Source organism: Aquibaculum sediminis (genome assembly GCF_040712085.1).
GTDB classification, from domain to species: Bacteria; Pseudomonadota; Alphaproteobacteria; order Kiloniellales; family DSM-21159; genus Aquibaculum; species Aquibaculum sediminis.
Window position 1 is genome coordinate 477,336 of record NZ_JBFCVK010000001.1, and the last position, 26,859, is coordinate 504,194.

At 65.5% G+C, this 26,859-nt stretch carries 26 protein-coding genes; 10 read left to right on the plus strand and 16 right to left on the minus strand.

The annotated features are described in order from the left end of the window. Nucleotides 1-214: 214 nt before the first annotated feature. The 3 genes from ABZ720_RS02170 to ABZ720_RS02180 are packed head-to-tail and all read right to left on the minus strand — an operon-like array spanning nt 215 to nt 2,065. A complete protein-coding gene (locus ABZ720_RS02170; protein ID WP_366553328.1) occupies nt 215-1,492 on the minus strand; it encodes a virulence-associated E family protein in 1,278 nt (425 codons plus the stop codon). Beyond that, nucleotides 1,482-1,871: a hypothetical protein gene (locus tag ABZ720_RS02175; RefSeq protein ID WP_366553330.1), complete on the minus strand. Its 390-nt coding sequence runs from the start codon at nt 1,869-1,871 to the stop codon at nt 1,482-1,484. The genes ABZ720_RS02170 and ABZ720_RS02175 overlap by 11 nt, the downstream gene beginning before the upstream one ends. Then, nucleotides 1,868-2,065 carry a hypothetical protein gene (locus ABZ720_RS02180; protein ID WP_366553332.1) on the minus strand — a complete coding sequence of 66 codons (198 nt, stop codon included), beginning with the start codon at nt 2,063-2,065 and terminating at the stop codon, nt 1,868-1,870. Before ABZ720_RS02180 ends, ABZ720_RS02175 begins: the two co-directional genes overlap by 4 nt. Nucleotides 2,066-2,384: 319 nt before the next feature. On the opposite strand from ABZ720_RS02180, the gene ABZ720_RS02185 reads away from it, so the two are divergent. Together ABZ720_RS02185 and ABZ720_RS02190 are read left to right on the plus strand one after the other, a co-directional pair. Beyond that, nucleotides 2,385-3,590, plus strand: a complete 1,206-nt coding sequence (locus ABZ720_RS02185; protein WP_366553334.1) for an MFS transporter — start codon at nt 2,385-2,387, stop codon at nt 3,588-3,590. A gap of 139 nt (nt 3,591-3,729) precedes the next feature. Then, a complete protein-coding gene (locus tag ABZ720_RS02190; RefSeq protein WP_366553336.1) occupies nt 3,730-4,641 on the plus strand; it encodes a DUF6692 family protein in 912 nt (303 codons plus the stop codon). Here ABZ720_RS02190 and ABZ720_RS02195 read toward each other — a convergent pair. Further along, complete coding sequence (locus ABZ720_RS02195; protein WP_366553338.1) at nt 4,623-6,878, minus strand: adenosylcobalamin-dependent ribonucleoside-diphosphate reductase; 2,256 nt, start codon at nt 6,876-6,878, stop codon at nt 4,623-4,625. The two genes, ABZ720_RS02190 and ABZ720_RS02195, sit on opposite strands and share 19 nt — an antisense overlap. 121 nt (nt 6,879-6,999) lie before the next feature. On the opposite strand from ABZ720_RS02195, the gene ABZ720_RS02200 reads away from it, so the two are divergent. Then, nucleotides 7,000-7,368, plus strand: a complete 369-nt coding sequence (locus ABZ720_RS02200) for a c-type cytochrome (protein ID WP_366553340.1) — start codon at nt 7,000-7,002, stop codon at nt 7,366-7,368. A 6-nt stretch (nt 7,369-7,374) separates the two neighbouring features. Here ABZ720_RS02200 and ABZ720_RS02205 read toward each other — a convergent pair whose 3' ends face one another. Beyond that, the gene (locus ABZ720_RS02205) at nt 7,375-7,797 is read right to left on the minus strand and encodes a PaaI family thioesterase (protein WP_366553342.1); all 423 of its coding nucleotides are present in this window, start codon (nt 7,795-7,797) and stop codon (nt 7,375-7,377) included. 219 nt (nt 7,798-8,016) lie between these two features. Between ABZ720_RS02205 and ABZ720_RS02210 the strand changes: the two genes are divergently transcribed. Together ABZ720_RS02210 and ABZ720_RS02215 are read left to right on the plus strand one after the other, a co-directional pair. Then, on the plus strand, nt 8,017-8,811 hold the full coding sequence (locus ABZ720_RS02210) for an enoyl-CoA hydratase (protein WP_366553344.1): 795 nt from the start codon (nt 8,017-8,019) through the stop codon (nt 8,809-8,811). A gap of 61 nt (nt 8,812-8,872) precedes the next feature. Further along, nucleotides 8,873-9,466: an extensin-like domain-containing protein gene (locus tag ABZ720_RS02215; protein ID WP_366553346.1), complete on the plus strand. Its 594-nt coding sequence runs from the start codon at nt 8,873-8,875 to the stop codon at nt 9,464-9,466. Nucleotides 9,467-9,497: 31 nt separating this feature from the next. Here the strand turns inward: ABZ720_RS02215 and ABZ720_RS02220 are convergent, their stop codons facing one another. After that, nucleotides 9,498-9,944, minus strand: coding sequence for a universal stress protein (locus ABZ720_RS02220; RefSeq protein ID WP_366553348.1), 447 nt, complete (start codon nt 9,942-9,944; stop codon nt 9,498-9,500). A 201-nt stretch (nt 9,945-10,145) separates the two neighbouring features. On the opposite strand from ABZ720_RS02220, the gene ABZ720_RS02225 reads away from it, so the two are divergent. Then, nucleotides 10,146-10,607 (plus strand): MarR family winged helix-turn-helix transcriptional regulator, encoded by a 462-nt coding sequence (locus ABZ720_RS02225; protein ID WP_366553350.1) that lies wholly within the window; start codon nt 10,146-10,148, stop codon nt 10,605-10,607. Here the strand turns inward: ABZ720_RS02225 and ABZ720_RS02230 are convergent. The 8 genes from ABZ720_RS02230 to mutM form a co-directional block, all read right to left on the minus strand. Beyond that, nucleotides 10,600-11,265 carry a COQ9 family protein gene (locus ABZ720_RS02230; RefSeq protein WP_366553352.1) on the minus strand — a complete coding sequence of 222 codons (666 nt, stop codon included), beginning with the start codon at nt 11,263-11,265 and terminating at the stop codon, nt 10,600-10,602. The two genes, ABZ720_RS02225 and ABZ720_RS02230, sit on opposite strands and share 8 nt — an antisense overlap. Nucleotides 11,266-11,302: 37 nt before the next feature. After that, nucleotides 11,303-13,756 (minus strand): DNA topoisomerase (ATP-hydrolyzing) subunit B, encoded by a 2,454-nt coding sequence (gyrB, locus tag ABZ720_RS02235; RefSeq protein ID WP_366553354.1) that lies wholly within the window; start codon nt 13,754-13,756, stop codon nt 11,303-11,305. A gap of 53 nt (nt 13,757-13,809) precedes the next feature. Then, nucleotides 13,810-14,937 carry a DNA replication/repair protein RecF gene (gene recF / locus ABZ720_RS02240; protein ID WP_366553356.1) on the minus strand — a complete coding sequence of 376 codons (1,128 nt, stop codon included), beginning with the start codon at nt 14,935-14,937 and terminating at the stop codon, nt 13,810-13,812. A 125-nt stretch (nt 14,938-15,062) separates the two neighbouring features. Beyond that, the gene (dnaN, locus tag ABZ720_RS02245) at nt 15,063-16,181 is read right to left on the minus strand and encodes a DNA polymerase III subunit beta (protein WP_366553358.1); all 1,119 of its coding nucleotides are present in this window, start codon (nt 16,179-16,181) and stop codon (nt 15,063-15,065) included. Between the two features lie 273 nt (nt 16,182-16,454). After that, a complete protein-coding gene (gene dnaA, locus ABZ720_RS02250) occupies nt 16,455-17,960 on the minus strand; it encodes a chromosomal replication initiator protein DnaA (protein WP_366553360.1) in 1,506 nt (501 codons plus the stop codon). A gap of 560 nt (nt 17,961-18,520) precedes the next feature. Beyond that, nucleotides 18,521-18,784: a 30S ribosomal protein S20 gene (gene rpsT / locus ABZ720_RS02255; protein WP_366553362.1), complete on the minus strand. Its 264-nt coding sequence runs from the start codon at nt 18,782-18,784 to the stop codon at nt 18,521-18,523. Nucleotides 18,785-18,914: 130 nt separating this feature from the next. Continuing rightward, nucleotides 18,915-19,691 carry an enoyl-CoA hydratase gene (locus tag ABZ720_RS02260; protein ID WP_366553364.1) on the minus strand — a complete coding sequence of 259 codons (777 nt, stop codon included), beginning with the start codon at nt 19,689-19,691 and terminating at the stop codon, nt 18,915-18,917. Nucleotides 19,692-19,746: 55 nt separating this feature from the next. Next, nucleotides 19,747-20,592, minus strand: a complete 846-nt coding sequence (gene mutM, locus ABZ720_RS02265; protein ID WP_366553539.1) for a bifunctional DNA-formamidopyrimidine glycosylase/DNA-(apurinic or apyrimidinic site) lyase — start codon at nt 20,590-20,592, stop codon at nt 19,747-19,749. A 73-nt stretch (nt 20,593-20,665) separates the two neighbouring features. Here mutM and ubiE point away from each other — a divergent pair, with 73 nt between their 5' ends. Both ubiE and ubiB read left to right on the plus strand, forming a co-directional pair. Next, on the plus strand, nt 20,666-21,436 hold the full coding sequence (gene ubiE / locus ABZ720_RS02270; RefSeq protein ID WP_366553366.1) for a bifunctional demethylmenaquinone methyltransferase/2-methoxy-6-polyprenyl-1,4-benzoquinol methylase UbiE: 771 nt from the start codon (nt 20,666-20,668) through the stop codon (nt 21,434-21,436). A gap of 4 nt (nt 21,437-21,440) precedes the next feature. Next, the gene (gene ubiB / locus ABZ720_RS02275; RefSeq protein ID WP_366553368.1) at nt 21,441-23,000 is read left to right on the plus strand and encodes a 2-polyprenylphenol 6-hydroxylase; all 1,560 of its coding nucleotides are present in this window, start codon (nt 21,441-21,443) and stop codon (nt 22,998-23,000) included. Nucleotides 23,001-23,067: 67 nt separating this feature from the next. On the opposite strand, the gene ABZ720_RS02280 is transcribed toward ubiB, so the two are convergent. Continuing rightward, nucleotides 23,068-23,361 (minus strand): DUF1330 domain-containing protein, encoded by a 294-nt coding sequence (locus tag ABZ720_RS02280; RefSeq protein ID WP_366553370.1) that lies wholly within the window; start codon nt 23,359-23,361, stop codon nt 23,068-23,070. A 310-nt stretch (nt 23,362-23,671) separates the two neighbouring features. Between ABZ720_RS02280 and ABZ720_RS02285 the strand changes: the two genes are divergently transcribed. Together ABZ720_RS02285 and ABZ720_RS02290 are read left to right on the plus strand one after the other, a co-directional pair. Then, nucleotides 23,672-25,153, plus strand: a complete 1,482-nt coding sequence (locus ABZ720_RS02285) for a SulP family inorganic anion transporter (RefSeq protein WP_366553372.1) — start codon at nt 23,672-23,674, stop codon at nt 25,151-25,153. Between the two features lie 15 nt (nt 25,154-25,168). Continuing rightward, a complete protein-coding gene (locus ABZ720_RS02290) occupies nt 25,169-26,023 on the plus strand; it encodes a universal stress protein (RefSeq protein ID WP_366553374.1) in 855 nt (284 codons plus the stop codon). A 105-nt stretch (nt 26,024-26,128) separates the two neighbouring features. Here the strand turns inward: ABZ720_RS02290 and ABZ720_RS02295 are convergent, their stop codons facing one another. Beyond that, nucleotides 26,129-26,857, minus strand: coding sequence for a Bax inhibitor-1/YccA family protein (locus ABZ720_RS02295; protein WP_366553376.1), 729 nt, complete (start codon nt 26,855-26,857; stop codon nt 26,129-26,131). Nucleotides 26,858-26,859 lie beyond the last annotated feature (2 nt).

The window sequence follows — 26,859 nt, forward strand, 5'->3', positions numbered from 1 at the left end:
CGCTGCCCCCACCCGTATACCTTTGGGCCGGGAAGGACCCGCCCCCGGGGGGTGGTGGGGGCGCTGTAGAGAGTGGCGGAGTGGCGCAGGTGGCGGACTTTTCCTATAGACCCCCGAAACCTGCCGGTCGGTTGTATAGATGCCAGGGCAATACACCCAACTCGCAACTTTTCAGCTTTCGTAAGAAAGTCCGCCACCTGCGCCACTCCGCCACTCAACACGCTGCCCGCCAGGGTCGAATACCTGCGGTGCCCTTGGGCATCTGCCGCCATCCCAATGTGAGCAGAATTGCGCGCACCCGGTTCTGGCCGCGGCGGTCGAGGCGCGGGGTCTCGATCTCCAGGGCCTCTTGCATGACCTCCCCGACCGTGACCTGGTCGCGGGTGCGCAGATAGCGGGCCACCGCCTCGTGCCAGGGGTCGCTCTCGTAGCGCTCGGCCTGCTCCTCCGCCGCCATGCGCAGCGTCTCCGGGTCGATCATGTGCCAGGCGTGACCGGCCTGGTAGAGCGCATCGGCCTCGGCCAGGAGCTGGTCGCGATCATCCTCGAGGGCCAGCAGGTCTATCTCGCCCACCCGCACCGGCAGGAAGCGACGGCCGCCGGTGGCATCCTTGAGATATGCCCCCTCATTCGTGGTTCCCAGGAAGATGGTCTGCCGTGGCTGCTCCACTTCCCGCCGCTCATAGGCCGGCCGGAAGCGCCCCACCTGCCGGGTCAGGAAGCTCTTGAGAACGGCCGCATCGGCCTTGCCCAGGGCCTCGAGCTCGGTCAGTTCGACCAGCCATTTGCCCGCCAGGTGCCCTTCGGCATCCTTGCTGCGAATATCCGGCAGGGCATCGGAAAACCAGGCGCCGCCGATGATCCGGCAGGCCGTCGACTTGCCCGCACCCTGCCGGCCTTCCAGGATCGGCACGGTGTCGACCTTGCACCCCGGCTTGCGGACGCGGGCGATCATGGACAGCAGCAGCACCTTGCCCACTGCCCGGGTGTAGCGGTTCTCCTCAACCCCCAAATAGCGGCTCAACCAGCTCTCGACGGTATCGCCGCCCGGCGTGCTGCCGCCTTCGATGCGCGGCACCCCGTCATGGCGCAGACCGTCGAGGTAGCGCAGCACCGGGTGGTAGGCATTCTCCCGCGCCACGGCGCCGACCGCGTTCGACACGATCTCCATGGAGACCCGGCGGAAGTCGGTCATCTCCAGCCACTCGCGGGCCAGAAGATCGTCGGCATGGGTCCAGAGCCGGGGGTAATCGTCCCCCTCCGGCGCCCGCATCAGCTCGGCACACGGCAGCGGCTTGAGCGCCATCACGGCGTTGCGCATTCGGTCGAAGCCGATCACGCCCGCCCAGGCCGGGTCGTAGCGCAGGGGCAGGATCACATTCGCATAGACCGACAGGACCTGGTCTTTGGATCCCCTGATCAGCGGCTTGCGCCAGTCCACGACCTCGGCCACGTCCAGGCCAATCACCCCGTCGAGATAGTCATGCGGCATGGCGCACCTCCCGAACGGCAGCAGGTGCCAGGGCGGGCTTCGCGGCCTCCGCCATCAAGCTGCGCGCCATTGCCTCGAGCTGCCGCCGACGCAGGGCATGCAGCGCCAAGCCGTAGTGCCGGACATCGTCGCTCACGACGCAGCCGGCCAGGTCGCGAAAGTAGCGCCGCGCCTCGAGGTCGCAGGTCTGCGCGAAGCCGCGCAGCGACACGCCCTGCTGCAGCGCTTCGACCAGGTCGACGTGACGTTCGTCCTCAAGCCACCCGGCATCGAACCAGCCGCGCAGATCCTCAATGCGCGCCGGCTTCACGATCAAGGCCGCGACCAAGGCCGCTTCGACCTCGGCGCGTAGCGGTGCCAGCTCGGCCGCCGCGCTCATCGCTGCACCTCCAGCTCGCGAGCGAGCTTGACCAGGCGCGCAGCGATCTCACTCTTTGCCACTGCGATGGTTTCCGGGTCGGAGCGATAGCCACACCCGATGCGCCGAACTTCCCCCGCGAGCTGCCGCAATTCTTCGACATGGGAGGTGCAATCGGCGGGTGTTTGTGGTAGCACGCAACTGGCACGCAGCATGTGCGAAACCCCTTGTTTTCCGTGCGTGCTGCTGCTGTTGCGGGCTAGTCTAAGCCATTGGAAACATTGCGCTTATGGCGCAATGGCATTGTAGAGGTCAGCGGTTCGATCCCGCTCGGCTCCACCAGACAAAGGCTGTATCAGCCGCACTTCCGAAAAAGGCCGCTCTCGCAGCGGCCTTTTTTTTCCTGCCGCCTCACATGACAAAGGCTATGACGGGGGCATTGACCGCCTTAGCGCATCCGCCCAACTCGGGAGTCCAGCAGCGGAACCCTTCGTAAGCAGAGGCGTTGATGGATGAAACGGGGAACGGGGGGTCATGACTCGCTTCTGGAGTTTGTCCACGGCAGGCTTTGCGGCGACCGCCATCGGCTTCGGACCGGCCCGCATGGGGTTCGGTCTCTTCGTGCCCGAGTTCCGGACGGAATTCTCCATTTCCACCTCGGCAATTGGCCTCGTCTCCAGCCTCGGCTTCCTTGGCTTCTTCATCGGCCTCCTGATCGCCCAGGCAGAACTCAACCGCAGCGGTCCTCGATTGCCGGTCCTCTCCGGCCTGGCCGCCGCCACGATGGGAATGGGCATTGTCGCTCTTGCGCCCAGCCTCTTCGTGCTGGCAGCCGGAGTGTTCCTCGCGGCGTCGAGTGCGGGCCTTGCCTGGACGCCATTCAACGACGCCATTCATCGCTACGTCAGAGACGAGAACCGGCCGGTCGCGCTGTCGGTGGTGAGCAGTGGCACCGGCCTCGGAATTGCCCTGGCCGGCGCCGCAGCGCTTGCCATGGTGCTCGCGGGTCTGCCCTGGCGCTACGCCTGGACCCTGTTTGCGGCCGCAAGCGCCGTCGCGCTCCTGGCCAACTGGATGGCGCTGCGAGGCATCGAGAAGGACCGAAGCCCGAGGCCGGCCTACGGCTGGCGGAATCTGGCCCAGGCCGCGGCGCTTCCTCTCTTCGCCATCGGTTTTGTCTACGGCGCCACCTCGGCGATCTATATCGCCTTCGCCGCGGACCACGTGGTCACCGCGGGCGGCGTCCCGGGCATCCCCGCGGCTTCGGCGCCGGCGCTCATCTACATCTCCTACGGCCTCTTCGGCCTCGCCGGGCTACTGACCGCAAGCATCAAGGCGACGATCGGCCTGCCGATGCTGCTGCGGTTGCTCATGTTGACCGGCGCCCTGTCGGTGGCTCTCGTGGCGCTCTCACCGAACAGCTGGGCGGGCGTGGTCCTTTCCGCCGGCCTCCAGGGCATACTCGTGCTCATGACCAGCGCGGTCCTGGCCTTCTGGTCGGAGCGCCTCTTCCCCTCCCTGCCGTCATTCAGCTTCACCGCCGCCCTGTTGGCGGCGGCAGTGGGCAACGTCCTGGGGCCGGCGGTGGCAGGAATGGTTTCTGACGCATTCGGAGCCGACGCGATGTTCTTCGGCACGGCCGCATTGCCGGCACTGACAGCGCTGCTGCTGCGCGAGCGCCACGCCCGGGAGCGTCCCGCGGAACCGGCGGAACCGGGCCACACAGCTGCTGCTCCCTGACACCGCGCTTGCATGGGCGCGTTGTTGCCATGCGCGGAGAGCGTCCCCAGACGAGGTCCCTCTACCGGTGCCTGTTTTCCCTGGAACACGCATGGAGCCGGGTCGGTTTCGGAGCAACAGCATGAGCAGGAAGAAACTGATGTCCTACATCCGCTTCGGGTTGATGATCCTGACCTCCACGGTCGTGATGTTCGTCCTGATGTATCTGAACACCTACGCGTGGGAGCATGTCTTTTACTCGGAGACGCGCACCTACATGGCGATCATGATGGGCGCGACGATGGCGGTCATCATGCTTGCCTACATGCTGGGGATGTATTCCAACAAACGGCTGAACATCGCGATCTTTGCCGGTGCCGTGATCGTTTTTGCGCTGTCCCTCTGGCTGGTCCGCAGCCAGATCACCGTGAGCGGACCCAGCTACATGCGCGCTATGATCCCGCATCACTCGATCGCGATCATGACGTCTGAGCGCGCACAAATTCGCGATCCCCGCGTTCAGAAGCTCGCGGATGAGATCGTAGAGGCGCAACGACGAGAGATTGCCGAAATGCGCTATCTCATTGCCGAGGTCTCTTCCGGCAGCGTGGTCGAGAGCATCTATCACGATCCACCAGCCGAACCGGGAAGCATCGAAGATGCCCTCGGAAACACGCTTCTCAGCGAGTTGGATCTCGCACCGCTGCCCCGAGCAGAGGCCGACCAGATACTCGAGGCGCGCGAGCACTGCGTCTTCAATCGGAGCCCTGAAACCGACCCGGTTTTCTGGATGGCGCGAGAGGGCGATGCCGCGGCCATGAAGCTGAACGGTGTCCTCGTGGCGCTCGAGGGGACGGCTGACCTGTCCAGCGGCGCTGCCGCATTCTCGACCCCCGGTGCGCGGGTTACCTTTCGGCAGTTGGACGATGAGGCGGATTGGCGCCAGAACGCCGAACTCGTTTTTGAACTCGATGACGCCCTCCAGGTAGGCTATCGCGGCTTCTACAGCTGCCGGGCCGACTGGTCATCAAGGCAGGCGAAGCTCCTCTCGCCTCACCCACAGCGGCTGTAGCTGCACGCCGTGCAGAGGTCGCAGCCTTCCTGGCGCAGCAGGGCCAGGGAGCCGCACTTGGGGCACTGGCGCAGGGCCGGCGCGATGGCGTCACCGTTGGATGCCACGCCCTCTCCCGCCGCCAACTTGCCTTCGGCGTCGGCAGGCAGGAAGCCGGTGTCGATCATGTGCCGCTCGATGACACCGCCGATGGCTGCCAGCAGGGAGGGCACATAGCGCCCGTCCATCCAGGCCCCACCGCGCGGGTCGAAGACCGCCTTGAGTTCCTCCACCACGAAGCCGACCGCGCCGCCGCGACGGAACACCGCGGATATCATCCGGGTGAGCGCCACCGTCCAGGCGTAGTGCTCCATGTTCTTCGAGTTGATGAATATCTCGAAGGGGCGGCGTCGGCCTTCGCGCACGACGTCGTTGATGGTGACGTAGAGCGCGTGATCGCTTTCCGGCCAGGTGAGCTTGTAGGTGCGCCCCGGCAGAGTCTCGGGTCGGGCCAGCGGCTCGGCCGCCGGCGGCTCGGCATCGCGCGCTGGCGTCGTTTGGTCCGCCCCCGTTTCCAGCACCGCACCGCGCAGGGGGCTGGGGCGATAGGTGGTGCAGCCCTTGCAGCCCAGATCCCAGGCCTGGTCATAGACCCGGCGAAAGGCCTCGAAGCCGATTTCGGCCGGCAGGTTGATGGTCTTGGAGACCCCGGCGTCCACGTACTTCTGCACCGCCGCCTGCATCACCAGGTGATCCTCCGGCGAGAGGTCCTTGGCCTCGACAAAGGCCGGCGACAGGGGCGCCTTGGCACCGAAGCGCTGGCGGTAGGCCCGCCAGGCGGGATCGCTGACCTGCTCGCTGCGACGGCTGCCGTCGGGCTCGCGCACCTGCCGGCGATAGGAGAATGCGAAAACAGGCTCGAGCCCCGAGGAGAGATTGTCGGCCAGCAGCGAAATCGTACCGGTTGGCGCGACCGAGGTGAGCAGGCCGTTGCGCAGGCCCTTTTCGGCAATGGCGGCGCGAATCTCGGTCTCAAGGCTCTGAGTCGCCTCGCCGGCGAGGAAGGCCTCGCGGTCGAACAGTGGAAAGGCGCCCTTTTCCGCAGCAAGGTCCGCTGATGCCAGATAGGCAGCGCGGCGCAAGGCGGCCATCCAGCCTTCCACGCAATCAACCGCCTCCCGGCTGCCGTAGCGCAGGCCGCAATAGATCAGGGCATCGGCCAGGCCGGTGATGCCGAGACCAATCCGCCGCTTGGCCTGGGCTTCCCGGCGCTGGGCCTCCAGCGGAAAGCGCGAGGCTTCGATGGCGTTGTCGAGCATGCGCACCGCCACCGTCACAAGTTCCTCCAGCGCCGCCTCATCCAGGCGCGCCTTGGCCGTGAAGGCGTCACGCACCAGGGCGGCCAGATTGATCGACCCCAACAGACAGGCGCCATAGGGCGGCAGGGGCTGCTCGCCGCAAGGGTTGGTCGCCTGGATGGTCTCGCAGTAGGCCAGGTTGTTCAGGCGGTTCACCCGGTCGATGAAGATGACACCGGGTTCAGCGGTTTCGTAGGTGGCGCGCAGGATGCGCTCCCAGAGCCGGCGCGCCCTCACGCTGCGGAAGACCTGGCCTTCGAAATGCAGCGACCAGTCCTCGTCCGCCCGAACGGCGCGCATGAAGGCGTCTGTGACCAGGACCGAGAGGTTGAAGTTGGTCAGTCGCCCCGGCACCCGCTTGGCATCGACGAACTCCTCCACGTCCGGATGGTCACAGCGCAGCGTCGCCATCATTGCGCCCCGCCGGGCGCCGGCCGACATGATGGTCTCGCACATGGCGTCCCAGACCTGCATGAAGGAGACCGGCCCGGACGAGGGCGCGCCCAAAGACTTCACCAGCGCGCCTTTCGGGCGCAGCGTAGAGAAGTCATAGCCGATGCCGCCGCCCTGCTGCAGCGTCAGTGCGGCCTCGCGCAGATGGGTGAAGATCCCGCCGAGGTCGTCGGGGATGGCACCCATGACGAAGCAGTTGAACAGCGTGACCGCCCGGTCGGTGCCGGCGCCAGAGAGAATCCGGCCCGCCGGCATGAAGCGGAAGTCCTGCAGGGCGTCGCGGAAACGCGGGCGCCAGTGCTCCGGCTCGGATTCGACCGCAGCCAGGGCCTGTGCCACCCGGTCCCAGGTGGCATCGATCTCCGCCTCCGGGGGACTGTCCAGCGGACCGGCATAGCGGTACTTCGCTTCCCAGATCTGGCGGGAGAAGGCAGAAAGCTCGGTCATGCGCCACCTCCGTCGGCAGGAGTCTAGCCCGAATCGCGGCCGATCTGAACCGTAACACTCGAAATCACCGCTCCGGCAGAGTTCTTGCCCACGCGAGAAGGAATCGGCATAGACTATCGCCATGAGACAGTTCAGCGCCCTCCCCCTTCTCGCCATCCTGCTTGCCGCCTGCGCCGGGCAGGAACCGGAGCCTTCTGCCGACGCCTTTCAGGAACCGGCGGCGCCCAGCGTGGCCGTCGCGGTCGATGCCGACCGCGGGCTGGAAGTGGCCGAACGCTGGTGCGCCTCGTGCCATCAGGTGGCACCGGACGGCGCGCCGCGCCGTCCAGCACCCAGCTTCATGGAAATCGGCCAGGACCCGCGCAAGGGTCATGCCTGGCTGGAAGACTTCATGGCCGAAGAGCATCTGCCCATGCCCACCTTCCGGCTCTACCCGGACGAGCAGGCGCATGTGATCGCCTATATCGATAGGCTGGGTACACGAAACTGAACCGGGTCAGCGCTCCGGCGGTATGGAGTAGGTGAGTGTTGAGTGGGCCACCGGCTCGCCGTCGCTCACCGCCGCGCTGGTGATCAGCACCTCCCCATAGGCCAGGCGCTTGCCCAGCTTGAGCAGGCGGCAATCGCCGATCAGGTCTCCCGGAGGCGGCGGGCGCAGGAAGTTGATCGAGAGGTTGGTGGTGAGCGCCATCTCGACCCGGCCGATCGCGCCCAGCACCGCCACATACATGGCGAAATCCGCCAGGGTCATCATTGTGGGGCCGCTGATGGTGCCGCCGGGACGCAGCACCTCCTCCGAAGCCGGCAGGCGCAGGCGAGACGAGCCCTCCCCCACCTCCTCCACCGTGATGCCCAGAAGTGTCACCCACTTCAGTTCCTTCGCGATTTCGGAAATTTCCTCGACGGTGATTCTCGCCATGAGCTGCTGCTCCCGCTGTGCTTGCGCAGATTTGAGAGGCTGTCGGCGCTACCTCTTTGATCTGGATCGGATTCACGCATTCAATCTGAACCCGGGACGGTTCAGATTGAATGCGATCCGATCCAGTGTTTATGACTTGCCCCGACGCGAATGAAAGGTCCAGATTGAACTTGACGACTCCAGAGGAGTATCGCTGAGAGCGAGGGGACTCGAGAGAGCATGACTGCAACAGGCGCAAATGAACCGCTGCTCCTGCAAGAAACGCGCGAGGGCGTGGCCTGGCTCACCCTCAATCGACCACGGCAGTACAACGCCCTGTCAGAGGAACTGCTCGCGGAACTGACCCGGACGTTCCGGAGCCTGGCAGACGACCCGAAACTGCAAGCCGTGGTCCTGGGCGCTGCTGGCAAGGCCTTTTGCGCTGGACACGATCTCAAGCAGATGCGCGCCCAGCCGGACCAGGATTATTACCGGCGGCTCTTTGCTGCCTGCAGCGAAATGATGCTTTCAATCCGGCGCCTGCCGGTGCCGGTGATCGCGCGCGTCCACGGCATTGCCACCGCCGCCGGCTGTCAGCTCGTGGGCACCTGCGATCTGGCGGTGGCGAGCAGCGAGGCGCGCTTCGCCACCTCGGGCATCAACACCGGGCTATTCTGCTCCACGCCTGCGGTGGCGCTTTCGCGCAATGTCGGCACCAAGCCCGCCTTCGAGATGCTGGTGACAGGGGATTTCATCAGTGCCGAGGAGGCTCGCCGGCTCGGGCTGATCAACCGCGTCGTGGCGCCGGAGGCACTGGATGACGAGGTGAAGGCTCTGCTCGGCCGCATCGTGGACAAGTCATCGGTGGCGGTGCGCACCGGCAAGCAGATGTTCTACAGCCAGCAGGAAAAGCAGCTGGAGGAGGCCTACGCCTACGCGGCCGAGGTGATGGCCTGCAACATGATGGCCGCAGACGTGGGGGAAGGCATCGATGCCTTTATGGAGAAGCGCAAACCGGTCTGGCAGGGGCAGTAAAGCCGCAACGACACTCGTTGGTCTTGCCCTGCTGCTCTCCGCCTGTGGGGGCGGCAGCAGCGTGCGCGAGGTGCCGCGCGACCCAAGTGCGAACCTCTATGGCGTGACGCTGGCGAGCCTGCAGCAGAACCCGCAACTCTGCACCTTTGCCCTCGGGGCCAGCGGTCATCGTCTGTCGTCTGTGCCCGACAAACCGATCCAGCAGGGCTGCGGCATCACCAACGCCATCGAGGTGAGCGGCACGTCGGTCAACTTCAACAGGGAGTTCACCGCCACCTGCCCGCTTGCCGCGGCTTACGCCATCTTCGAGGCCGACGTGCTGCAGCCAGCGGCACAGCGGCACTTCGGCGAAGCCGTGGTCGACGTGGAGCACTGGGGAACCTACGCCTGCCGCAACCGGAACAACCGGATGGCGGGGCCACGCAGCGAGCATGCCACCGGCAATGCCATCGACATCGCCGGAGTCACGCTGGCGAGTGGACGGAAGATCAAGGTGGAGTCCGGCTGGCGTGGGCGCAGCGACGAGCGCGCCTTTCTGCGCGAGATTCACCTCGGCGCCTGCAGCATCTTCCAGGGGGTGATCGGCCCCGATCACGACCGCGCCCACCATGACCACTTCCACCTCGACATGGGAAAGTGGCGCTTCTGCCGTTGAGGCCAGGTTCCAGCGGCGCGGCCGGCCGAAATCAGTCGTCGCGGGTGCGCAGGATCAGCACCGAGCAGTCCGCGTGGCGCGCAATGCGCGCTGCGTTGGAGCCGAGCAGGTAAGTCTGCATCCCCGGGTGGTGCGAGCCCATGACAATGAGGTCTGCCCCCCAGGACTCCGCCTCTTCCAGGACTTCGTGGTAGACCTTGCCGGAGCGCACAACCGCATCTGCGGAATGACCCTCGGCTTGGACGGACTTGGCAAACTTTTCGGCCTCACGTTCGGCAGTCCCGACCAATTCGGCACGCATCTCATCCGGCATGTAGCGGGTCTGGTAATTGGCCGCGGGTGCAGGAGGCAGGTCGATGACGGTGACCACCCTCACGTCGGCGCCGTGAACCAGCGCCAGTTTTTGCGCCTCCACCACAGCCGCTTGAGCATGCCTTTCATCGGACAGGTCGACCGGCAACAGGATCTTGCGGAACATCTCCATCCTCCCACTGTTTTCTATGCGCGCTGCGCAACGTGCGTTGAGCACTGGTTCGCATGGTGTCATTCCCATAGACGGATCAGCAAGCCCCGTATATGATACAAATCAAGCAAATGCCGTTGCTGGCACGGTCGGATCAAAGAAACTGGCCGGGATCAAAGGCGGAGGTTCCCTCTCTTCTCTTCAGGAGGCAACCTCATGAGCCAAGTCATCAGTCTGTCCCCAGCCCATCGCAGCGGGCCGGACCCAGCATTTTGCGTCGAAGAGCAGGTGGCACACCTGCTGCGGCGGGCCCATCAACGGGCCTGTGCGCTGTTCCTCTCGAGCATCGGCGCCGACAATCTTACCCCAACCCAGTTTTTTGCCCTGGCCCGACTGCACGAGCAGGGCCCCGTGTCGCAAAACCATCTCGGACGGCTTGCCGCCATGGACCCGGCCACAGTGCAAGGGGTCGTCCGGCGCCTCAGCGAGCGTGGCCTGGTCACGCGGGCACCGCATCCGCAGGACCGGCGACGCACCCTGCTCACACTCACGAAAGACGGTGAGGCCCTGATTGCCGGCCTGGTGGACAGCGCACAGGAAGCCGACGCCAGGCTCCTTGGTCGGCTGTCCTCCGAGGAACGGGTAACGTTTCTCGCTTTACTGCGCCGGATTACCTGACGCCGAGGCCGCGCATGCGGCGGCGCAGTGGAGAGCGGCTGCGTCGCTGCATCAATCGGTCGGGCAGATCGAGCACGCGCCCCATGGTTTTGCCGAAGCGGCCGCCGACCTTGAGCACCTCGTCGATCCGACGCTCGAGAAAGGCATGGGTATCGGCAAAGTCCTCCGACCGGTCTTCCAGCCAGTAGAGCGTGGTGGTGGAGAGCACGCCGGAGAGCAGGATACGCTTGCTGTAGTGGTTGTAGTCTGTCGCCCGGTCACCGGCGGCATACCAGAGTCGATCCGCGCTGCGCCAAAGCAGGCGCGGGCCGAGCGTGGCGTTCTGTGGCAGTGCCAGGAAGGACAGGCTGCGTCGGACGGCTTCGCGATGGGGCGCCAGGATCTCGAGGCGCAGCCGCACACCGGCTGAGATGCGATCGCGCACGCGCATCTCCTCGAGCGGGAGGTCCGCCAGCCGCACCAACATTTCGCGGTCGGCCCAGGTGGAAAAGGCCTCGACCAGGTCCTGCGGGCCGCTGGGGAAGGCCGTCATGGCCGCCTCGGCGCCCAGTCCGAGGTCGCGGCAGGCGGCACGCAGCGTCACTTCGCTCCAGCCATCGAAGACCACATGCGGCAGGGCTGCCTGCAGCAATGCCTCGCGCTGTTCTTCCAAGTCCATCGCGGTTCTCCCTACCACGGGCCGGCGCTCTTCTACCTCAAACGTCGAGGTTCGATACCTGCAGGGCGTTCGTCTGGATGAACTCGCGCCGTGGCTCCACATCGTCGCCCATCAGGGTCTCGAATATCTGGCCCGCCTCCTCGGCATGTGCAACCCGCACCCGCAGCAGAGAACGGGCCTCGGGATCCAGCGTGGTTTCCCAGAGCTGACCGGGGTTCATCTCGCCCAGCCCCTTGTAGCGGGAAACCGCCACGCCCTTACGGCCCCAGGCCAGGACCGTATCCGACAGGGAGACCGGACCATAGACCGCCTTCTCCATGTCCTTGCCGGTGAGCAGGCAGGGCTCCTCGTAGAGCTCCCACAGCGAATCGCGCAGTGACGTCAGGCTGCGCGCCTCGCTGGACGCAATCACCGAGGCTTCCAGGCGACGGGTTTCGGGCACGCCGCGCAGGGTCCGGGTGAAAACCAGCCCCCCGTTTCCATCCGCACTGCCGGACCAGCCGCGTTCGAATTCCGGCGCCAGCGTGTCGAGGCGTTCGGCCACGAGCGTGGCCAGCCGGTCGGCCTCGGACTCGTCGGCCATCAGGTGCGGTGCCAGGGCGCCGGCAATGGCTGCCTGCTCCACCACATCCCAGGAGCCGACCTTCCACACCAGGGACTCGATCAGCTTGCGGGCATGCAGCGCCTGGCGCACCAGACCGGCGAGATCCTCGCCGGAGCGCTGCTGGCCATCGCTGGTGAGCACCGTCGACTTCATCGCATTGGCGATCAGGTACTCCTCCATTTCCCGGTCGCCCTTCAGGTAGGTCATGGATTCGCCGCGCTTGGCGCGATAGAGCGGCGGCTGGGCGATGTAGAGATGCCCGCCTTCGACCAGATCGCGCATCTGCCGGAAGAAGAAGGTCAGCAGCAGGGTGCGAATGTGGGAACCGTCCACGTCCGCGTCGGTCATGATGATGATCTTGTGGTAGCGCAGCTTCTCGATGTTGAACTCGTCCGGCCCGATCGAGGTGCCCAGCGCAGTGATCAGCGTGCCGATTTCGTTGCTCGAAAGCATCTTGTCGAAACGCGCCCGCTCGACGTTCAGGATCTTGCCGCGCAGGGGCAGGATCGCCTGGAACTTCCGGTCACGCCCCTGCTTGGCAGAGCCGCCGGCGCTGTCGCCCTCGACGATGAAGAGTTCGGACTTGGCAGGATCGCGCTCCTGGCAGTCGGCCAGCTTGCCCGGCAGAGACGCCACATCCAGCACACCCTTGCGACGGGTGAGTTCGCGGGCCTTGCGCGCCGCCTCGCGGGCAGCGGCCGCCTCCACCACCTTGCCGACAACCTTCTTGGCCTCAGCCGGGTGCTCCTCGAAGTACTGCGACAGGCGGTCGTTCACCACCGATTCCACCACCGGACGCACTTCGGAAGAAACCAGCTTGTCCTTGGTCTGGCTGGAGAACTTGGGGTCGGGAACCTTGACCGACAGCACGCACGACAGACCTTCGCGCGCATCATCGCCGGTCAGGCTCACCTTCTCCTTCTTCAGGAGGCCGCTGGACTGGGCGTAGGAATTGACCTGGCGGGTCAGCGCGGCGCGGAAGCCGGCGAGATGAGTGCCGCCGTCGCGCTGCGGGATGTTGTTGGTGAAGCAGAGCATCGTCTCGTGGTAGCTGTCGGTCCACTGCATCGCCACTTCCACGGTGATGCCATCGCGTTCCACACTCATGTGGACGGGCTTGTCGATCACCGGATGCCGACTGCGGTCCAGCCACTGCACAAAGGCCTGAATGCCACCCTCGTAGTGCAGATCGCTGTGCACCGGCTCCGGATGGCGCGCATCGGTCAGGCGGATCCGCACCCCGGAGTTCAGGAACGCCAGTTCGCGCAGGCGGTGCTCAAGCGTCGCGAAATCGTACTCGGTCTGGGTAAACACCGCCTTGGACGGAAGAAAGGTGATCTGCGTGCCGCGCTTGCCGTCGGCCGGGCCGACCACGGAGAGTGGCTGCACCGTCTCGCCATCCTCGAAACGAACCAGATGCTCCTTGTCGTCGCGCCAGATGCGCAGTTCGAGCCAGAGGGACAGCGCGTTCACCACGGAGACACCGACGCCGTGCAGTCCGCCGGAAACCTTGTAGGAGTTCTGGTCGAACTTTCCGCCGGCATGGAGCTGGGTCATGATGACCTCCGCCGCCGACACGCCCTCTTCATCATGCAGGTCGACGGGGATGCCGCGGCCATTGTCCGTGACCGTCACCGAGCCATCGCCGTTCAGGGTGACCGTGACCGTGTCACACCAGCCTGCCAGCGCCTCATCGATGGCGTTGTCCACCACCTCATAGACCATGTGGTGCAGGCCCGAGCCATCGTCGGTATCGCCGATGTACATGCCCGGGCGCTTGCGCACGGCTTCCAGGCCACGCAAGACCTTGATCGATCCGGCGCCATAGACTTCCGGATCCAGACCGTCTTCGCGCTCCGGAGTGGGGTTCACGTTTGCGCTGACCATGAGTTTTCCGTCTTTCATTGCATCAACAAAGCAGCCGGGCGGGCGCCCAACCGTCACTCGATAAACATGCCGTCCTGCACGCGAAAGCGCTGTGCCGCGCCGTTCAGGGCCGCGAAAGGTGCCGCATCCGTTCCCGTCAACCAGGCCTGCAGCCCCATGGCGAGAATCTCCTCGTAGAGCGCCTCGCGCCGCCGGGTATCCAGATGAGCTGCGACCTCATCCAGGAGCAGGAGCGGCGTGCCACCCCGCTCCAGGCCGGTCAGCCGTGCATGCGCCAGCACGATTGCCAGCAGCAGCGCCTTCTGCTCCCCAGTGGAGCAGAGGCCGGCCGGGCGACCGTGCAGGCCGTGATGGACCAGCAGGTCGCAGCGGTGCGCCCCCACCGCAGCACCACCGGTCTCGCCATCACGCCCCCGGCTTTCCAGCAGGCGCGTCTGCAGACGTTCCTCGACCGCAAGGGCCGGCATCTCGTCCAGCCAGGTCTCCGCATCTCCGGCCAAGCCAAGTTCGGCGCGCGGGAAGGGACCACTGGTCTCGGCGCAGGCGCCGGCGAGCCGCCCCACCATATCCCGGCGGGCCGCGGCGATCGCCACCGCCTTCTCCGCCATGGTCCGCTCCAGTGCGCCCAGCCATTCGGGTTCGCCGCGCCCCTCGCGCAACAGGCGCGCCCGCTCGCGCAAGGCGCGCTCGTAGGCGCTCAGCCGCCCGGCGTGAGCCGGATCGAAGGCATAGACCAGTCGGTCGAGAAATCGCCGACGCTCGCTGGCGCCCTCCCGGAACAGGCCATCCATTTCCGGCGTCACCCAGACCGCAGCCAGAACCGCGCCCAGAGCCGCCTGACTCGAGGCAAACTCGCCGTCGACCTTGATCACGCGACGCTCCTGACCCGGCGCGGTGGTAATGTCGCGCCCTGTGCCGAGGTCATGCGCGCCCCAAGGCGTTTCCACCCGTGCCGCTACGGCCCAGCCGCCCTGCCCCGCTCCCTCGTTGCCGGGCAGACGACTTTCCAGGTCGCCGAGGCGCGCGCGACGCAGGCCGCGGCCAGGCGTCAAGAAGGACAGGGCCTCCAGAAGGTTCGTCTTGCCGGCGCCGTTCTCGCCCAACAGCACCACCGGCCCGGCACCGGCTGTCAGTTCGGCCTGGCGCAAGTTGCGGAAGCGCTGGATCGACAGCCGCGCCACCCACACCCGCCCCTGGTCAGCCCCGGATACCGGGTTCGTTCCACTCGGCAGGGCCGGGCTATGCTGTATCGCTGATTGCTCCATTCCGTCTGGCTGGGCGTGGCACCCGGACAGGGCGCGTCGCCTCACACCCGCATCGGCATCAGCACGTAGAGCGCGCTGGGGTCGGCGGCATCACGCACAATTGTCGGCGAGGCACCGTCGGCCATGGTGAACTCCGCCCCCTCGCCCTCGATCTGGTGGGCGATGTCCAGGAGGTAGCGGGAATTGAAGCCGATCTCCAAGGGGGGACCTTCGTAGTGGACCGGCACCTCCTCTTCGGCGCTGCCGGCATCGGGCGCGGTCGCAGAGAGCACCAGCGCCGAATCCCGCAGCGCCAGCTTCACCGCCCGGCTCTTCTCCGTCGAGATCGTGGAAACACGGTCGACGGCGGACGCGAAGGACCGGCAATCGACGCTCATGACCTTGTCGTTGCCGCTGGGAATGACGCGCTCGTAGTCCGGGAAGGTGCCGTCGATCAGCTTCGACGCCAGTTCGACGCTGCCAAAGGTGAAGCGCACCCGGGTCTCCGAGAGTGCCACCTCGACCCCGCCGTCGACCTCGTCGATGAGCTTGCGCAGCTCATTGACGGTCTTGCGCGGCACGATCACCCCGGGCATCTCCCCCGCCCCTTCCGGCAAGGCCATCTCGAAGCGCGCAAGACGGTGGCCGTCGGTGGCCACGGCGCGCAGGACGTCGACGCCATTGCTGGTACCGGCATGGAGGTAGATGCCGTTCAGATAGTAGCGCGTTTCCTCGGTGGAGATGGCAAAGCGCGTCCGGTCGATCAGGTTGATCGCCTCACCGGCCTGCAGCGTGAAGCGGCAAGGCAGTTCGACGCTGGCCGTCGAGGGGAAGTCCTCGCGCGGCAGGGTCGAGAGCGAGAAGTTCGAACGCCCCGCGCGCAGGCGAACCTGCCCCTTCTCTCCGTCCAGGGCCAGTTCCACCTCGCTGCCGTCCGGCAACTTGCGGATGATGTCATAGAAGGTGTGGGCCGGCACCGTCGTCGCCCCGGCCTCCTGGACCACCGCCGGCGTGACTTCGTGAATGGTCAGATCCATGTCCGTCGCCGTGAGGCCAAGCTGCCCCTCGGAGGCCTCCAACAGCACGTTGGACAGCACCGGAATGGTGTTGCGTCGCTCGACGACGCTCTGGACATGGGCCAGCGACCGCAGAAGAGCCGCTCTCTCGATGGTCAGCTTCATATCGTCTCTAGAAACGTCCGGATTGCGATTACGATTTACGAACGCACACCCGAGCGCGCCCGACGAGCCCGCCGAACGGCCAAATGTGGCATGTTTCCGCGCCTCTGTCCGGCCATTCTCAAGGCCGCCGGAGACGCGGAGAGGCACTATACCACAACACAGCAAAAAGATAAGGTTTTTCGCGGATTTGGGCGTCGCAGCGCCACCCTGCGGCGAGGCGCCGAGTCGCAGGCTTTATGCCTCCTCCGCCGCTCGCGACTGCGGCCGCTGGAGCTAGCCCTCGAGCATGCGCCGCAGCAGGTCCACATCCTCCGCAAAGGCGTGGTCGGTGGCCTTGAGCTCCTCGATCTTGCGCACGGCGTGCATCACCGTCGTGTGATCGCGCCCGCCGAACTTACGGCCGATTTCGGGCAGGGAACGCGAGGTGAGCTGCTTGGCGAGATACATGGCCACCTGGCGCGGCCGGGCCACGGACCGCGCCCGCCGTGCCGAGTACATGTCCGAAAGGCGGACATTAAAGTGCTCGGCCACCTTCTTCTGGATTTCCTCGATGGTGACCCGACGGTCGCTGGCACGCAGCAGGTCCTGGAGCAGGTCATGGGTCGTCTCGAGGGTCACGGAGCGGCCCACGAGGGTGGCATGGGCGACCAGGCGGTTCAGTGCCCCCTCCAACACACGCACGTTCGAGGTAATCTTGTGCGCCAGGAACTCCAGCACCTTCTCGGGAATCGGAACAGCGAGCTGCTCCGCCTTGGATTGGAGGATCCCCAGGCGCAGCTCGTAGGTGGTGGGATGGATGTCCGCCACCAAGCCCCAGCCCAGACGCGAGCGCATGCGCTCTTCCACGCCTTCCAGGTCCGAGGGGCTCTTGTCGGCGGAGATGACGATCTGGCGATTGTCGTCCACCAGGGAGTTGAAGGTGTGGAACAACTCTTCCTGGGTCGCGTCGCGGCCGGAGATGAACTGCACGTCATCGATCATCAAGACATCGACGGAGCGGAACTGCTCCTTGAAGGCCATGGTGTCCTTGGTGCGCAAAGCGCGCACGAACTGATACATGAACTTCTCGGCCGAGAGATAGATCACCCGCTTGTCGGGGTGATGGCGCCGGATCTGCCAGGCGATGGCGTGCATGAGGTGGGTCTTGCCCAGCCCCACGCCGCTGTAGAGGAACAGCGGATTGAAGGGCGCCGTTTCCGCCTCCGCCACCCGACGGGCCGCGGCGTAGGCGAACTCGTTGGGCTTGCCCACGACGAAGTTTTCGAAGGTGAAGCGCGGGTCCAGCGAAGCGGATATGGCCCGACAGCGCTCGGCCTCGCCATCAACCTCGAGCAGGGGCGGCTGCTCGGGCACGGGCGAGGAAATGCGCTCGGGAGCGCCGGCCGGCACTTCCGCCACGCGGGCCTCGCCGGGTGCGGTCTCGTTTAACGGCGCATTTGGAGGGGCGGACGCTGCCGACGCAGCCGGGCGGGCGGGCGGACGTACGACGATCTCGACGCCGGCCAGCGCCGGCTGTTCCTCACTCCAGAGCATCCGGATCCGGTCGACGTAATTGCTGTTGAGCCAATCGCGCATAAAGCGCGAGGGCACCGCCATCCGAAGCTGTCCGTTGTGCAGGCCGATCAGCGTCAGAGGCTTCAGCCAACTGCGGAAGGCGGCATCACCAACCTCGGTGCGCAGCCGGGCCCGGACCCTGGCCCAGATTTCCACGAGATCGCCGGTTTCCTCTCCGGCAGCCCCAGCTTCCTCCAGCTCTCTCGCTTGCAGCCCCGCAGCCATGCCTACTCTTGCCCCTTCATGCCGCCCATCGCCCCCGAGCGCGCCACCACTATCGGTAACGGCCACAGCCACCACCGAACAGCCACTTACCCAAAGTCACAAACAAAGCGCGGCCACTATTTCCCGCCGACCTCACAGCTTTTACCACCCGCCGGAGGTCCTTCTTATACTATCTGCAAAGTACTAATTAGCCCTAACAGCCCTTTTACAAAAAGGTGCGTGCCGGGAACACGGCAACCATTAGTGCGAGTGGGTCAATGTACAGGGACTGCGGGTGGGAGGCAATGAGACCGTTTGCAGAACGCCCACGCTCTGCTGAGTCCGCGCCTCAGCTTCCGGGCCCTAGAGTCGTCGGATTCAACGAGAATCCGGGGCTGTCACAAATGCGAAAAAAATCGCATTCGCTCCCAATGGCCCAAGCGCGGGCACCGGGTCCATGACCACCCGCCAGGAGCGATATGCCCGGCAGGCACCCATGCAAATGGGCACCGGAAAGCCCGGTGCTCACTTTACAGACTGTGCAGATTGACGCCCCGGAAGGAGGGGCTGTCAGCCTCGGGTCAGGCCATCGACTTAATGCGGCCACTGAGGCGGGAAAGCTTCCGCGCCACGGTGTTGCGATGGAGCACGCCCTTGGTAACGCCGCGGTGCAGTTCCGGCTGAGCTGCCTGCAGCGCCGTCTTGGCGGCGTCCTGGTTGCCGCTGGCGATCGCCAGCTCAACCTTCTTCACGAAGGTGCGGATGCGCCCCATGCGCGCACCATTGATCTCGCTACGATTTGCGTTGCGGCGGATCCGCTTTTGGGCGGACTTGTGGTTGGCCATAATTGATCCCGTTGGAAAAGCGTGTTTCAGGGCGCGATATACTGCTCGATCCCCGCTGCGTCAAGGACTGCCGGACGCACAACCCGGGCCGAACGTCGGCCCAGGCGGCGACCAAGGCAGGCCCTGCGGGTCAGCGGTGCTTCCAGCTCGGCTTGCGCTTCTCGGCAAAGGCACTCATGCCCTCGGTCCGGTCGTCCAACGCAAAGGTCGAGTGGAACAGCCGCCGCTCGAAGCGGATGCCTTCGGCGAGCGTGGTCTCGAAGGCGCGATTGACCGACTCCTTGCAGGTGCGCACCACCGGCTGCGACAGCCCCGCGATGGTCTTCGCGGCCTTCATGGCCTCCTCCTGCAGGCTGTCGGCCGGCACCACCTTGGCCACCAGGCCCGCGCGCAGGGCCGTTTCCGCATCGATCATGTCGCCGGTCAGGCAGAGATACATGGCAAGCGACTTGCCGACAGCGCGGGTCAGGCGCTGCGTACCGCCGGCACCCGGGATGGTCCCGAGCTTGATCTCCGGCTGGCCGAACTTGGCGCTGTCGGCGGCAATGATGAAGTCGCACATCATGGCGAACTCGCAGCCCCCGCCCAGGGCGTAACCGGAAACGGCCGCGATCACCGGCTTGCGGATGGTGGTGATCACCTCCCAATCGTCGGTGATGAAGTCCTCGTCCGCGACGTCCTGATAGCTCTTGTCCTTCATCTCCTTGATGTCGGCCCCGGCGGCGAAGGCCTTCTCGGAGCCGGTAAGGATGATGCATCCCACCTCCGGGTCCGCATCGAAGCTCCGCATTGCCTGACCGACCTCGTCCACCAGCGCGGCGCAGAGCGCGTTCAGGGCCTGCGGCCGATACAGGGTGACGATGCCGACGCCATCCTTCTTCTCCACCTGGATATTCTCGTAGGCCATGAGGGTCTCCTTAAAGGGTTTGGGCTTGGCAGGCCGCGGCGCAAGCGCCAGCGACTCACCGCTGCCGATGCGGGCAATAGAACGTGGAGCGACCGGACTGCACAAGGCGCGATATGCCGCCGGCCGCTGGGCCACCGCAGTCGCAGGCCGGACATGCCAAGCCTTCACGCCCGTAGACCGCCCAGGAATGCTGAAAATAGCCCAGTTCACCGGAGGTCTGCACATAGTCACGCAGACTGCTGCCGCCCGCTGCAATGGCCTCGGTCAACACCCGGCGGATGGCCTGGGCAAGCGCGTCGGCTTCATGCTCCTGAACCGTCAGCGCCAGGCGACCGGGCGCGATGCCCGCGTGGTAGAGCGCTTCGCAGACATAGATGTTCCCCAGGCCGGCCACCACCCGCTGATCCAGGAGGGCAGCCTTGATCGGTGTGCGCTTGTTCGCCAGCGCCGCCGCCAGAACCGGTCCGTTGAAGTCGTTGCCGAGCGGCTCCGGCCCAAGCCCCACCAGGTGCCGATGCCCCACAAGCTCCGCTGCGGGGATGATGTCCATGTAGCCGAAGCGCCGCGCATCGTTGAAACGCACCTCCCGGCCCTCTTCGGTGCGCAGCACGATATGGTCGTGCGGCAGCAGATCAACGGAGTCGGGATCGTCGATCAGCAGCATGCGCCCGGACATGCCGAGGTGCACCAGCAGCACCTCCGCGCTGTCCAGATGCAGCAGGAGATACTTGGCGCGCCGGTCGATGCGCTCCACCCGCTGCCCCTCAAGGCGGGCCACGAAATCCAGCGGCAACGGAAAGCGCAGATCCGGCCGGCGCTGTAGCACAGAGACGAGCCGCCGCCCCTCCAGCAGAGGCTGCAGGCCGCGCCGGACCGTTTCCACTTCAGGCAGTTCTGGCATGGGTGCTGTCGATTTGATTGCTGAGGTCGCGGCAGAGTAGCCGAAGCGGCCCGGGATGGCTATCTTGCGCGCCATGTCCAGGAAGCAGTCTCCCAACCCGCCGCACCGCACCACGCACTTCGGATTCCGCGAGGTCGAGGAAGCGGAAAAGGCCCCGCTGGTCCGCAACGTCTTCACCAATGTTGCGGCCCGCTACGACCTGATGAACGATCTCATGTCCGGTGGCATCCATCGCCTCTGGAAGGACGAGATGGTGTCGTGGCTGCGGCCCCGCCCCGGCTGGCAGGTGATCGACGTTGCCGGCGGCACCGGCGACATCGCCTTTCGCATCCGCGAGCGCATGGAAGGTCAGGGACAGGTCATGGTCTGCGACCTGACGGAGGATATGGTTCGGGTGGGGCGCGACCGGGCCATCGACAGCGGGCGACTGGACGGCCTGCAGTGGATTTGCGGCGACGCTCACTGCCTGCCCTTCCCCGATCGCAGCTTTGATGCCTACACCATTGCGTTCGGCCTGCGGAACGTCACGCGCATCGACGATGCCCTGAGCGAGGCGCGCCGCGTGTTGAAGCCGGGTGGGCGTTTCCTCTGCCTGGAGTTCAGCCAGGTCGTGCTGCCTGTCCTGGACCGATTTTACGACCTCTATTCCTTCCAGCTGCTGCCGAGGCTGGGACAGGTGGTGGCGCGGGATCGCGACTCCTATCGCTATCTGGTGGAGTCGATTCGCCGCTTCCCGCCCCAGGCCGACCTGGCGGCCCGCATGGCCGATGCCGGGCTCGAGCAGCCGCGCTGGCGTAATCTGAGCGGCGGGATCGCGGCCATCCACTCCGCCTGGCGCCTCTAGCATCATGCGTCAAACCCTGCAGCTGCCGTTCCGTCTGCTGACCATCGCCCGCGTCCTGCGGCGCCACGATGCGCTTTCCGCGGTGGAAGCGCTCGGCATCTACCCCACACTCATCGCCCTGCTGCGACGCGTCGGCGGACGCACGGGCAGCGGTCGGCCGGGCCAGAAGCTGGCGCGGGCGCTGACAGAGTTGGGGCCCAGCTTCATCAAATTCGGGCAGTTCCTCGCCACCCGTGCCGATCTGACTGGCGAGCAGATGGCGGCCGACCTTGCGGAGCTACAGGATCGCCTGCCCGCCTTCTCCTTCGAGGAGGCGCGCGAGATCCTGGAAAGCGAGCTGGGCCGGCCGCTGGACGAACTTTTCGAGCACTTCGAGCAGAAACCGATCTCCGCCGCCTCCATCGCCCAGGTCCACCTTGCCATTACCCGCGAGGAAGACCCGGACATCGAGAATCGGGAGGTTGCGGTCAAGATCCTGCGTCCGCGCATCGAAAGCGCGTTCGAGCGGGATCTGCAGCTCTTCTACTACCTCGCCTATCTGGTCGAGCGCACACAGCCGCGCCTGCGCCGCTTCAAGCCGGTGGAGGTGGTCGGCCTCTTCGAGGAAACCGTGCGCACCGAAATGGACCTGCGCATGGAGGCCGCAGCGGCATCGGAACTGGGCGAGAACTTCGAGGGCGATCCCGACTATCAGGTCCCCGCCGTGGATTGGGAACGCACCGCACGGCGCGTCATGACCCAGAGCCGGCTGTCCGGTATCCGCCTGGACGACCGCCAGGCCCTCTTGGCGGCCGGCCATGAACTGACCGAGGTGCTGCGCAAGGCCTCGGCCATCTTCTTCAATCAGGTCTTCCGGGACGGCTTCTTCCACGGCGACCAGCATCCCGGCAACATGTTCGTCACCACCGACGGTGGCATTGGTGCAGTCGATTTCGGCATCATGGGGCGCCTCGATCACCGCACCCGCACCTTTCTGGCCGACATGCTGCTGGCCACCCTGGCGCGCGACTATCGCCGCCTGGCCCAGGTGCAGGTGGATGCAGGCTACCTGCCGCCCGGCCAGTCCATGGATCTCTATGCCCAGGCCCTGCGCGCAGTGTGCGAGCCGATCTTCGGCCGGCCGCTGGCGCGCATTTCCTTTGCACGCCTGCTCGGCCAGCTCTTCCGTCTGACCGAATCCTTCAACCTCAGCGTCCAGCCGCAGCTCGTGCTTTTGCAAAAGAACATGCTCATGGCCGAAGGGGTGAGCCGCCATCTCGACCCCAGCCTGAACATCTGGGTGCTGGCCGAACCACTCATCACCGACTGGATGCGCGCACACCGCGGCCCCCAGGCCAGGGTGCGCGATGCCGGGCAGTCCATGATCGAAGGCCTGGAACGCCTGCCTTCCACCCTGGCGCAAATGGAAAGCATCGTGCAGCAGGCAGCCGAAGGCGGTCTGCGCCTGCATCCCGAGACGGTGGCCGCCTTCACCGAGGCCAAGCGGCAGGCCGCCGGCATTCGCCGGGCCATGCTTCTGGCCGCCCTGGCCCTTCTGCTGGCCGCCGGCGCCCTGATGCTGTAGAGGAGATCGCCCCAGAACGGGTTCGCGAAGCGACGCGAATTGAGGCGATCCGCTCTGGCGACCCGACCTATCCTTCGTAACGCGGCAGGATGGCCACAGCGCCTTTCGAGGCCGCCTGCCTGAGCGGAAGAATCTCCTGGTATTCGGGAGAGTTGTAGAAGCGTTCGGCCGCGGCCATGTCCGGAAACTCCAGCACCACCATGCGATCGATCGGCCAGTCGCCTTCCATGATCTTGGGCTGAGCCCCACGAATCAGGTACGTCCCGCCATAGCTGGCGATGGCCTCCGGTGCGCGGGCGGCATAGGTCTTGTAGGCCTCCGCATCCGTCACCTCCACCAGTGCTATCAGATAGGCGCTCACCTCAACTTCCTTTCAAAGCTTGCAACATACCATAGCTTCTCAAAGAGCTCCGCGGTCGGACAAGACTCGAATGGTGCTGCCAGCCGGGTCGCTGCGCTTGCACTCTGCTGCGGACCGCTTTACGTAGTGCCATGCCGCATCGCAGCATCATGAATGCCTGACCGGCGCCCTCTGCGCTGCCGCCCGGCATCCAAACCCCGACTCTATCGGATCCCCTTCACGCGCTTTGCGTTGTCGCGCCCTGTGCATGTCTTTTCGCACTGCACTATGCGCGGCACTGCTGCAGCGCATGCGTCGAGACTCTGTGCCCATGACCTTTGCTTTTCGCCGGTCGGAATGGCTTGGGAACCCCAAGGCCGAACTGCTCGCCGGCCTTGTCGTCGCCCTGGCCCTGATACCGGAGGCCATCGCCTTTTCCATCATTGCCGGCGTCGATCCAAAAGTGGGCCTTTACGCCTCCTTCTCCATCGCCGTGATCACTGCCATCGCCGGCGGCCGCCCGGGCATGATCTCGGCGGCCACTGCCGCAATGGCTGTCCTGATGGTGGACCTGGTCCGCGATTACGGCCTGGAGTATCTGCTTGCCGCAACGGTGCTTACCGGCATCCTGCAGATCCTCGCCGGCGTCTTCCGATTGAGCCGGGTCATGCGCTTCGTCTCCCGCTCGGTTATGACGGGCTTCGTCAATGCCTTGGCCATTCTGATCTTCCTCGCGCAGGTTCCCGAACTCACCGGGGTGGGGTGGGAGACCTATGTCATGGTGGCCGGTGGGCTCGCGATCATCTACCTGCTGCCGCGCCTGACCCGCGCCGTGCCCTCCCCGCTGGTCTGTATCGTCGTGCTGACGGCAATCACGCTTTTCCTGGGCCTCGATCTGCGCACGGTCGGGGACATGGGTGAACTGCCCTCCACTCTGCCGGTTTTCCTGCTGCCCTCCGTGCCCTTGAACCTGGAAACGCTGCTCATCATCCTGCCCTACTCCGCCACGCTGGCGATGGTCGGACTGCTGGAATCCCTGATGACGGCCTCCATCGTCGACGGCCTGACGGACACCAGCAGCAACAAGGACCGGGAAAGCCACGGTCAGGGCCTGGCCAACATCGTCGCCGGATTCACCGGCGGCATGGCTGGCTGCGCCATGATCGGCCAGTCTGTGATCAACGTGAAGTCCGGCGGCCGCGCCCGGCTCTCCGGCATCGCGGCCGGCGTGTTCCTGATCTTCCTGATCGTCGTTCTCGGCGACTGGGTCAGCCGCATTCCCATGGCGGCGCTCGTGGCCGTCATGATCATGGTTTCGATCGGCACCTTCAGCTGGTCATCGCTGTCGGACCTCAGGCATCACCCCAAGAGTTCCAGTGTGGTCATGCTGTCGACCGTCGCCGTCGTGGTGATCACCCACGATCTGGCACAGGGCGTACTCGTAGGCGTGCTGCTCTCGGGCATCTTCTTTGCGTGGAAGGTCGCCCAGATCTTCCGGATCGAGTCCCAAACCGAAGACGAGGGCCGCACCCGCCGTTATGTGGTGAGCGGACAGATCTTTTTTGCCTCGGCTGACGAGTTCAAACGCGCATTCGATTTCAAGGAAGTCCTCGAACGTGTCACCATTGACGTCGGCAGGGCACACATCTGGGACATCTCGGGCGTTGCCGCCCTGGATGAGGTCGTCCTGAAGTTCCGGCGCGAAGGCGCTGAGGTCGAGATCGAAGGCCTTAATGAAGCAAGCGCCACCATCGTCGACAAGCTGGCGATGCACGACAAGCCCGGCGCCCTGGAGCGCCTGATGGGCCACTAGGAGGAATAGCCGACCTTGAGCAAGATCATCGCCTGCATCGACGGCTCGGTCTACACGGCCAGCGTCTGCGACTATGCCGCCTGGGTGGCCCCGGCGTTGGAAACGGAAGTGGAGTTGCTCCACGTCCTCGGACGCCGGCAGGTCACGTCCGTTCCGGCCAACCTGAGCGGCAACCTCTCGGTCAATGACCAGGACTCTCTCCTGCACGAACTGGCCGAGCACGACGAACGCCACGCCAAGCTGGCACAACAGCGCGGGCGCCTGATCCTGGACGAGGCCAAGGCCCGCCTGGCGAAGGCCGGGATCGAGCGCGTCACGCCACGGCTGCGCCACGGCGACCTGCTCGATTCGCTGCGCGAGATCGAGGCTGATGCCGCCGTCGTCATCATCGGCAAGCGTGGCGAAGCTGCTGACTTCGCGAAACTGCACTTAGGCTCCAACCTGGAGCGCGTGGCACGGGCCAGCACCAGGCCGCTGCTGGTGGCTGCGCGCGCGTTCCGGCAGCCGACACGCCTGCTCATCGCCTATGATGATGGGCCGAGCGCGAGAAAGGCCGTCGCGCATGTGGCCAAGTCCCGGCTGCTGAAGGACCTGTCCTGTCGGCTGCTGATGGTCGGAGCCGACCAATCCAACATGCGCGAGCGTCTCGAGGACGCTGCCGGGCAGCTGCGCGGCGCCGGCTATGCCGTCGATGCTGACATCCTGCCCGGCGCTCCGGATGAGGTCATCGCGCGGGAGGTCGAGCGTGATGGCATCGACTTGCTGGTCATAGGCGCTTACGGCCACTCCCGCATTCGCCGCCTGATGATCGGCAGCACGACGAGCGCCATGGTGCGGTCCTGCAAGGTGCCGGTGCTCATGTTCCGATAAGGCCCCTGCGGCAGCAGGCAGCGGCGGCAAGCAAGAAAAAAGCCCGGTGGAACACGCTCCACCGGGCTTTCTCTTGATCAGCCCCCGAAACTGGGCAGCACGCTGCTATTCGCGCATGATCCCCAGAATGCTGAGGATGTAGATGAACAGCGTGATGAAGGAGCCGTAGAGCATGAAGGCGCCGAAGATGGACTTCTTGGTCGCCACGTCGGCACCATCGGTCTCGTAGTACATGTTCTTGATCATCTGGGTCTCGTAGGCGGTGAGAGCCGAGAAGACCAGAACCACGACCACCGACAGTAGCAGCTGGAAGGCACCATCCTGGATGAAGAAGGCGTTGACCAGCAGCGCAATCAGCAGACCGATGGTCGCCATCGCCAGGAAGGCTCCCATGGGTGCCAGGTTCTTCTTCGTCGTGTAGCCCAGGAGGCTCATGCCAGCGAAGGTGCCAGCGGTGATGAAGAAGGCGCGGGCAATGAGCATGGGATCAATGGCCGCGTAGGCCGCCATCATTGGCCCCAGAAGCGCACCCCAAAGTGCCGCATAGACCCAGAAGCAGGCCTGGGCTGCGCCCACGGACTTCGAGGTCATGATGCGCGGTGCCATGAACCCGAGCCCCAGAATACCGATGAAGAAAAGCCAGAACATCGACGCCACGGCCTGAACCAGGGCCGGGTTCATCGCGACGATCATGGCAACGGCGCCGGTAAAGGCGACGCCGAGGCTCATATAGTTGTAGACGCGCAGCATGTAGCTGCGCAGGCCCTCGTCTAGTTGCGCAGTCTGGGCCTGACTGCGGGACATGTACTTGGTGCGATCCTGACCGAACGCCATGG

What these genes read in the sequence shown, in the direction of transcription:
- gyrB (WP_366553354.1), bottom strand. Translation starts at nt 13,756, where the DNA reads ATGGTCAGCGCAAACGTGAACCCCACTCCGGAGCGCGAAGACGGTCTG.
- dnaN (WP_366553358.1), bottom strand. Translation starts at nt 16,181, where the DNA reads ATGAAGCTGACCATCGAGAGAGCGGCTCTTCTGCGGTCGCTGGCCCAT.
- dnaA (WP_366553360.1), bottom strand. Translation starts at nt 17,960, where the DNA reads ATGGCTGCGGGGCTGCAAGCGAGAGAGCTGGAGGAAGCTGGGGCTGCC.
- mutM (WP_366553539.1), bottom strand. Translation starts at nt 20,592, where the DNA reads ATGCCAGAACTGCCTGAAGTGGAAACGGTCCGGCGCGGCCTGCAGCCT.
- ubiE (WP_366553366.1), top strand. Translation starts at nt 20,666, where the DNA reads ATGTCCAGGAAGCAGTCTCCCAACCCGCCGCACCGCACCACGCACTTC.
- ABZ720_RS02260 (WP_366553364.1), bottom strand. Translation starts at nt 19,691, where the DNA reads ATGGCCTACGAGAATATCCAGGTGGAGAAGAAGGATGGCGTCGGCATC.
- ABZ720_RS02210 (WP_366553344.1), top strand. Translation starts at nt 8,017, where the DNA reads ATGACTGCAACAGGCGCAAATGAACCGCTGCTCCTGCAAGAAACGCGC.
- ABZ720_RS02195 (WP_366553338.1), bottom strand. Translation starts at nt 6,878, where the DNA reads ATGACCGAGCTTTCTGCCTTCTCCCGCCAGATCTGGGAAGCGAAGTAC.
- ABZ720_RS02230 (WP_366553352.1), bottom strand. Translation starts at nt 11,265, where the DNA reads ATGGACTTGGAAGAACAGCGCGAGGCATTGCTGCAGGCAGCCCTGCCG.
- ABZ720_RS02180 (WP_366553332.1), bottom strand. Translation starts at nt 2,065, where the DNA reads ATGCTGCGTGCCAGTTGCGTGCTACCACAAACACCCGCCGATTGCACC.
- ABZ720_RS02225 (WP_366553350.1), top strand. Translation starts at nt 10,146, where the DNA reads ATGAGCCAAGTCATCAGTCTGTCCCCAGCCCATCGCAGCGGGCCGGAC.
- ABZ720_RS02220 (WP_366553348.1), bottom strand. Translation starts at nt 9,944, where the DNA reads ATGTTCCGCAAGATCCTGTTGCCGGTCGACCTGTCCGATGAAAGGCAT.
- ABZ720_RS02190 (WP_366553336.1), top strand. Translation starts at nt 3,730, where the DNA reads ATGTCCTACATCCGCTTCGGGTTGATGATCCTGACCTCCACGGTCGTG.
- ABZ720_RS02295 (WP_366553376.1), bottom strand. Translation starts at nt 26,857, where the DNA reads ATGGCGTTCGGTCAGGATCGCACCAAGTACATGTCCCGCAGTCAGGCC.
- ABZ720_RS02170 (WP_366553328.1), bottom strand. Translation starts at nt 1,492, where the DNA reads ATGCCGCATGACTATCTCGACGGGGTGATTGGCCTGGACGTGGCCGAG.
- ABZ720_RS02175 (WP_366553330.1), bottom strand. Translation starts at nt 1,871, where the DNA reads ATGAGCGCGGCGGCCGAGCTGGCACCGCTACGCGCCGAGGTCGAAGCG.
- ABZ720_RS02185 (WP_366553334.1), top strand. Translation starts at nt 2,385, where the DNA reads ATGACTCGCTTCTGGAGTTTGTCCACGGCAGGCTTTGCGGCGACCGCC.
- ABZ720_RS02205 (WP_366553342.1), bottom strand. Translation starts at nt 7,797, where the DNA reads ATGGCGAGAATCACCGTCGAGGAAATTTCCGAAATCGCGAAGGAACTG.
- ABZ720_RS02200 (WP_366553340.1), top strand. Translation starts at nt 7,000, where the DNA reads ATGAGACAGTTCAGCGCCCTCCCCCTTCTCGCCATCCTGCTTGCCGCC.
- ubiB (WP_366553368.1), top strand. Translation starts at nt 21,441, where the DNA reads ATGCGTCAAACCCTGCAGCTGCCGTTCCGTCTGCTGACCATCGCCCGC.
- ABZ720_RS02285 (WP_366553372.1), top strand. Translation starts at nt 23,672, where the DNA reads ATGACCTTTGCTTTTCGCCGGTCGGAATGGCTTGGGAACCCCAAGGCC.
- rpsT (WP_366553362.1), bottom strand. Translation starts at nt 18,784, where the DNA reads ATGGCCAACCACAAGTCCGCCCAAAAGCGGATCCGCCGCAACGCAAAT.